We start from the raw sequence: 6,341 nt of genomic DNA on the forward strand, positions 1-6,341 counted from the left end.
ACCTTGTCACATGATCCACGGCGTCCGCCAAGGGTGCCGGTGAGCGGATAGATGTCGCCTGACGGGCACGGCTCATCGCTGCGGGAAGAGCTGAGACGTCGGCTCGCCATGCACCCAGCGCGTGACGCTGAGCGGGCGCCGCGGGGGAACCCCGCGGCGCCGGGCCCGACGGGCCGGGCCGATACTGGACCCGTGCCGACCCCGACCCGCTGCCCGTGCCTGAGCGGCCTGCCCTACGACGAGTGCTGCGGCCCGCTGCACCGGCGGGAGCGCACGGCGCCGACCGCCGAGGCGCTCATGCGGTCCCGGTACAGCGCGTTCGCCGTCGGTGACGCGGGCTACCTGCTGGCGACGTGGCACCCGGCCACCCGGCCCGCGTCGCTCGACCTGGACGACACGACGGCGTGGCGGCGGCTCGACGTGCTCGCGACCGACGGCGGCGGTCCGTTCGACACCACCGGCACGGTCGAGTTCCGCGCCTCGTACAGCGACCCGGGCGGCCGCGGGTCGCTGCACGAGGTGAGCCGGTTCGTCCGCGAGGACGGCGCGTGGACCTACGTCGACGGGTCGATCGATCCCGGCCGGGACTGACGCCCGCGCAGCGCGAGCACGCCGGCGACGACCAGGCCGGTCGCGAGCAGCGACGCCCCCGCGAGCGCCGGGCCGGTGACCGCCAGACCGCCGGGAGCCGTGGCCGGCACCACGGGGTCGGCTCCGGGGGCCGCGCCGCCCGGGCCCGTGTCGGCGCCCTGCCCCGGCGGGGTGGTCGGCTGGGGTTCCGGTGCCGGCTCGGGCGACGGCTCCGGCTCCGGCTCCGGCTCCGGCTCCGGCTCCGGGTCCGGCTCCGGGTCCGGCTCCGGGTCCGGCTCCGGGTCCGGCTCCGGCTCCGGCTCCACGACCACCCCGGGCACGACGGCCGTCGTCCCGGCCGTCACCGACGGCACGGCCGGCACCCCCTCGGGCGCGCGGGCGTGCGCGGTGGCCGTCGCGTGCACCTGCCCGGCCTCCCGGTCCGCCTCGCTCACGAGGTAGGGCTCGCCGGCCACGCAGCCGGTCGCCTCCCCGGGTGCCAGGGTCGTCCGCTCGCACACGACGTCACCGACGGGCACGTCGCCCACCCGCAGATCGTCGACCGCGACGTCGTGCACGGTGACGGTCCCGGTGCTGGTCACCTCGAACGCGTACCGCACCCGCACGTCGGACGCACCGGGCGGATCGTCCGCCTCGACCACCGCGGTCACCGCGAGGGCGATCTCCGCCACGGCCGCGCGCGTCGGCGTGGTGACGGCGTGCTCCGCCTCCACGGGCGTCCCTCCGGTCGTGCGTGCCGTCGCCCGGGCGACGGCCGCGACACCACCGGCCACGAGGTCGTCCTCCGTCACGACGTGGTCCGCGTCCCCGGTGCAGGTGGTCGACGCGCCGGGGCCGAGGTCGGTGGCCGCGCAGGTCGCGGCGCCGGCGCGGTCGTGCGCGACCGCCAGGCCGGCGAGCGGCAGGTCGCCGGTGTTCTCGACGGTGACCGCGTACCGGACGACGTCACCGACGCCCGCGAGGTCGTCGTCGTGCTCCGCCACCAGCACGGCCTCCTGGATGACCGCGAGGCCGGCGGCTGCCGCGACGAGCGGGACGTCGCGCGTGCCCGGTACGGGCACCAGCGGGTCGGCGTGCGCCGGGACGATCGCGGACGGGGTGGCCACGCTCGTGATCCCGGCCGCGAGGACGTCGGCGTCCCGCAGCACGTAGGGCTCGGCCGCGCAGTCCGTCGCCTCCCCCGGGGCCAGCGCCGTGGCGTCGCAGGTGACGGCGACGCCCAGCTCCTCCCGGACGCGCAGGTCGGTGAGGTCGACGTCGCCCGCGTTCCGCACCTCGTAGGTGAGGACGACGACGTCGCCCGCCGTCACGACGCCGCCCGGGCCCCCGTCGACCACCGCGGACGTGGTGATCTCGAGCGCGGGGCTGCCGGTGATCGCCACGAGCGCGTCGTCCGCCGCGGCGACCGGTCCGTCGGCGCTGAGGGCCGTCGCCCGCGCCGCGTTCAGCAGCTCGCCCGCACGGGCGTGCTCGGCCGCGACGACGACCTCGACCCGGCACGTCACCGAGGAGGTCGCGGAGCCGGCCGGCCCGAGCTCCGGCACCGCGCACACCGCGTCGGGCCCGACCAGCGGGTCGTGCACCTGGACGTCGGTCAGCGGCTCCGCGTCGGTGTTCGTGACGACCAGGTCGAACGGGATCGTGCTGCCGGTCCGGAACGCGTCCGGCAGGTCGTCGGTCTGCGCCACCTGGACGACGAGGTTCAGCGGCGACAGCGGCTCGACGGTGCGGACCTCGACGTCACGGACCAGCTGGACGTTCCGTTCCGCCCCGGTCGCGGCGGCGAAGCCGAGCTTCCAGGTGGCCGGTGCGTCCTCGGCGAGCCGGTGCTGCAGGACGGTCCGGTAGGCCGTGCGGTCGCCTGAGAAGTCGATCTCGACCGTGACGAGCGGCCGGACCTCGGGGCTGATGGTGACGCGCACGTTCCGCTGCGCACCGGCGAGGAGCTGCGCCGGGGTGCCCCCGCCGGACCAGTCGAGCATCTGCTCGCGCCGGTCCAGCCGCTGCGTCGCGAGCCAGCAGTACCCGGTGCGGCCGTCGCCCGGACCGCGCAGCGTGACGGAGTTCGGCACCAGCCCGGTGTGCGGGGACGCGGCGGCGCACCCGGCGCCGCGGCCGGTGGCGTCGCGGGCGAAGTTGCCGTAGACGTCGAAGCCGAGGCCCAGGTACGCGCCGGCGACGCCGGGCTCGGCGTCGTCCTGCGCGTAGCCGAGGCTGCCGCCGAACGCCCCGAGGGTCCGCAGCTCGTGCGCCCCGTCGACCAGCACCAGGCCGATCCCGTCGGCGCCCTGGCCGGAGCGCGCGCGGTACATGAACTGGTCGTACTCGACGACGAGGCCCGCCTCGGCGGGGACCGCGCGGTCGAGCACCACCCCGCCGGCCTGGTCGGTGAGGTCGTCGGTCAGCTGGAGGTACCCGGGCGTGACGCCGGGGACCGGGGCGCCGCTCGACCCCGGCGGGCACGCGCCGAGGTCGGAGGCGCCGGGCGGCAGCGGCAGGAGGGCCCGCGCACCGGTGAGGCAGGCGGCCCCGAGCGCGCGCACCCGCGGGTCCGCCACGCTCCCCCCGTCGAACGACTCCTGGAGCAGGAGCGACCCCGCCCGTTCCCCCGTCGTCCCGGCCGCCACCGCGGCCGGCCCGGCCAGCGCCCCGGTGAGCGCCAGCGCGGCGACGCTGACGGTCGTGATCACGGCCCCTGCCGCGCGCCGCGCGATGGTCCTCGGCATCAGCTCGTCCTCCTCCGGGCGGCTCCCCCGCCGTCGTCTGGCGCCCATGCCAGCGCAGGGTCGGCGCACGATTCCTGGGTCCGTAGGTGCTGCCCCGCGACGGTTGAGTAGCGCGACCGGCGCTGCACCACGCGTTTTGAGTGCTCGCGGCCCGCAGAGGTGAGTAGTGCTCCGGCAATCACGGCGCGGCCGGACGACCACCGCATCCGTGGCGCACCGCGCGGCGGTTCACCCGCACCGACGAGGTCGCGCGCGGCGCCGCCCGCCGATGGGTGGGGAAAGCCGTTCCCCGACGAGGACCCGCCATGCCCCGCACCCGCTCGCCCCTCCCCCGGTCGACCTCCCCGTGGTCGGCACCGCTCACCGTCGCCGTCCGGGCGGCCACCGCCGCACTGCTCGCGGCCGTCGTGCTGGCCCCGCTGCCGGCGTCCGCCGCAGGCTCGAGCGCCACCGCCCCCGCCACCACCGCCGCCGCCGCCGGCGACCGGCTCACCTCCGGCCAGGTGCTCGGCACGGGCGCCGCCCTCACCGCGGTCGGCAGCGCCCACACCCTCGCGGTCGGCGCCGACGGCGACGTGACCGTGCGTCTCGGCGGCGGGCCCGTGCTGTGGCACACCGGGACGACCGGCAACCCGGGGGCGCGGCTCGTGCAGCAGCCGTCGGGGGCGCTCGAGGTGCGCTCCGCATCGGGGACGGCGCTGTGGACCACGGGGGCCACGTCCCCCGGGGCGCGGTCGATCGTGAAGCCGGACGGCATGCTGTACACCGTGGACACCGCGGGCCGACTCGTGTGGAAGTCCGGCACCGACGGCCCGGCCCTGAGGACCACCGCGGCCGACCGGGTGCCGTCGGGCGGCCTGCTGCTCGCGGGCGAGTCGATCGCCACCGGGGACGTGCGGCTCACGATGGGCCCGGACGGCGACCTCGTCCTCACCCGTGCCGGGACCGTCGCGTGGCGGACGGGCACGGCGGCCGCCGGCGCCTCCGCGCGCGTGACCACCGCCGGCGACCTCCAGGTGGTCTCCCCGGCCGGCGCGGTGCTGTGGTCGGCCGGGGCGACGTCCGCCGGGGCGCGACTGGTCGTCAAGGACCACGCGCGGGTCTACCTGATCTCCACCGCCGGGGCGAGCACCTGGTCCTCGCCGGCCCCGACCGCCGAGAAGGTGCCGGCCGTCGTCACGCTGCCCCTGCCCGCCGCCCTCCCGGTGGTGAGCCGCCCGGGGTCGGGTGGCACGTCGACGAACGCGGGCACCGGCTCCGGCGAGAAGATCTACCGCACCGTCCTGTCCGCCGCGCCGCAGTACGCCGACCCGTCCTCCGACGTCGCCCGGGCCGCGGCCACCGCCCGCACGCAGGGCCGCACCGCCGACGCCGCGCTGCTCGACAAGGCCGCCAGCGGCGGGTCCGCGCGCTGGCTGGGCCCCGCCGACGGCACGACGGCCGTCCGCACCTACGCCGCTGCGGCCGGCGCGGCGGGCCGGACACCGGTCTTCGTCACGTACGCCGTCCCGCACCGCGACTGCGGGTCGTACTCGGCGGGCGGCCTCACGACGGCCGACGAGTACCGCGCCTGGGTCTCCGGGGTCGCTGCCGGGCTGCGCGGTTCCCGCGCCGTCGTGGTGGTCGAGCCGGACGCCCTGCTGCACCTCGACCGGTGCGGGGACCGCGACGAGCGCCTCGCGCTCCTGCGCGCCTCCGTCGACGCCTACGTCGCCGCCGGCGCCGAGGTCTACCTCGACGCGGCCAGCAGCAACAGCTTCGGCTGGAGCGCGGACCAGCTGCGCGAGATGGCGCTGCGGCTGCGGGCCGCGGGCGTCGACCGCGCGGCGGGCTTCTCGGTCAACGTGTCGAACTTCCAGCGCAGCGCGAACGAGGAGGCGTACGGCACCTACCTGTCGGCGCTGCTCGGCGGGAAGGCGTTCGTCGTCGACACCTCGCGCAACGGCGCGGGGCCGTTGGCCGGGCCGAACGGCACCGTGTGGTGCAACCCCGAGGGGCGCGCGCTCGGCGCCCGACCCGGCACGACCGGACCGGGCCCGCACGTGGCGAACCTGTGGATCAAGACGGTCGGGCGGTCGGACGGGACGTGCAACGGCGGCCCGGCGGCGGGGACGTACTGGGAGGAGTACACGCTGGGGCTCGCGTCCCGCGCGGCGTGGTGACGCGGCGTCGCGGCGGCGGTCACGGCCCGCGCCCGGATCCGTCGCGCACGGCCTGCAACGTTCCGGCCCGCGGATCCGTCCTTGTGTGTGACGCTGTCGCAGCACCAGGGGGTGGGGATGGACCGGGCCGAGAGGTCTGACGACCTGATGGCGGAGCTGGTCCGCCGGCGCGGGGACGCGCTCGGGGCCTACGCCTACCTGCTCACCGGTGACCTGCGGGAGGCCGAGGACCTGCTCCAGGACGCCCTGGTCACCACGTTCGCCCGGTCGCGGGTGCTCGAGCTCGAGTCGGCCGAGGGCTACCTGCGCCGTGTGATGGCGACCACCTGGGTCGACCGGTACCGGCGTCGGCGGCAGTGGGACCGGGTGCGGCACCTGCTCGGTCGGGCGGACAGCTACGACGGTCCCGCCGAGCGGGTCGCCGAGCGCCGGGACGTGCAGGCCGCCCTCGACGGACTGTCCCGCCGGCAACGGGCGTGCGTCGTCCTGCGCTACTGGGACGACCTCCAGGTGCGGGACATCGCAGCCGTCCTCGGCATCGCCGAGGGCACCGTGAAGCGCTACCTCAGCACCGCGGTGGCCCGGCTCGCCGAGGTGCTCGGCCCGCAGGCCGCGCTGCTGCCGTCGGAGACCGTGCTCGTCCACGAGGGAGACCGCCGATGAGCGAGGACCTGCACGCCGGACTGGCGGAGATCGCCGTCGGGGCCGCCCGCGCGTTCCGCACGCCGCCGGTCGCCGACCTCCGGCGCCGGGTCCGCCGACGCCGGGCCGTCCGGCGCACGGCGGGCATGGCCGCCGTCCTCGTCGCCGCGACCTCCGTCGGCGCCGCGGCGCTGGCGCTCGGCCCGGGGACCGCGCCGAG

5 protein-coding genes are annotated in these 6,341 nt (G+C 77.4%); 4 read left to right on the top strand and 1 reads right to left on the bottom strand.

Annotated elements, in window-relative coordinates; genetic code table 11:
- Window positions 1-192: 192 nt before the first annotated feature.
- Window positions 193-591: a YchJ family protein gene (locus tag FA014_RS17110; protein WP_230323316.1), complete on the top strand. Its 399-nt coding sequence runs from the start codon at window positions 193-195 to the stop codon at window positions 589-591.
- Here FA014_RS17110 and FA014_RS17115 read toward each other — a convergent pair.
- Window positions 555-3,317: a DUF7507 domain-containing protein gene (locus tag FA014_RS17115; protein WP_154730845.1), complete on the bottom strand. Its 2,763-nt coding sequence runs from the start codon at window positions 3,315-3,317 to the stop codon at window positions 555-557. The genes FA014_RS17110 and FA014_RS17115 overlap by 37 nt on opposite strands.
- 305 nt (window positions 3,318-3,622) lie before the next feature.
- Here FA014_RS17115 and FA014_RS17120 point away from each other — a divergent pair, with 305 nt between their 5' ends.
- From FA014_RS17120 to FA014_RS17130, 3 genes are all read left to right on the top strand, one after another.
- Window positions 3,623-5,479 carry a glycoside hydrolase family 6 protein gene (locus FA014_RS17120; protein WP_154730846.1) on the top strand — a complete coding sequence of 619 codons (1,857 nt, stop codon included), beginning with the start codon at window positions 3,623-3,625 and terminating at the stop codon, window positions 5,477-5,479.
- Window positions 5,480-5,596: 117 nt separating this feature from the next.
- A complete protein-coding gene (locus FA014_RS17125; protein ID WP_154730847.1) occupies window positions 5,597-6,142 on the top strand; it encodes a sigma-70 family RNA polymerase sigma factor in 546 nt (181 codons plus the stop codon).
- Window positions 6,139-6,341 (top strand): hypothetical protein (locus FA014_RS17130; RefSeq protein WP_154730848.1); only part of this gene is annotated, 203 nt, incomplete at its 3' end. The genes FA014_RS17125 and FA014_RS17130, both read left to right, overlap by 4 nt.

It is taken from the genome of Cellulomonas hominis, assembly GCF_005239125.1.
Lineage (GTDB): Bacteria > Actinomycetota > Actinomycetes > Actinomycetales > Cellulomonadaceae > Cellulomonas > Cellulomonas hominis_A.